A 423-nucleotide genomic window follows, 5' to 3' on the forward strand; every position below is an offset into this window, starting at 1 on the left:
GAGATGATTCACCGCGCCAAAACTGAGCGGTGACATGTCTGATCTCTTTTGGCTGAGCGATGTGCAGATGGCGCGCCTCGCGCCCTACTTCCCGAAGTCCCACGGCAAGCCTCGCGTCGATGATCGCCGCGTGTTGAGCGGGATTATCTTTATCAACCGCAATGGGTTACGCTGGCGGGATGCGCCCAAAGAGTATGGTCCCCACAAGACACTCTACAACCGCTGGAAGCGGTGGAGTGATAAGGGCATCTTCGCACAGATGATGGCCGGGCTGGCCGCCGAACACGGTGAGAAGAAGACCGTGATGATCGACGCAACCTACCTCAAGGCACATCGCACCGCGTCCAGCCTGGGCGTGAAAAAAGGGGGCGTGGCCGACTGATTGGCCGCACCAAAGGCGGCATGAACACCAAGCTGCATGCC

1 pseudogene is annotated in these 423 nt (G+C 59.3%); it reads left to right on the forward strand.

From position 1 onward, the window contains the following. Positions 1-34: 34 nt before the first annotated feature. Positions 35-423: pseudogene (locus EKE94_RS18495) on the forward strand (IS5 family transposase); the annotation flags it as partial.

It is taken from the genome of Mesobaculum littorinae (assembly GCF_004011175.1).
GTDB lineage: Bacteria > Pseudomonadota > Alphaproteobacteria > Rhodobacterales > Rhodobacteraceae > Tranquillimonas > Tranquillimonas littorinae.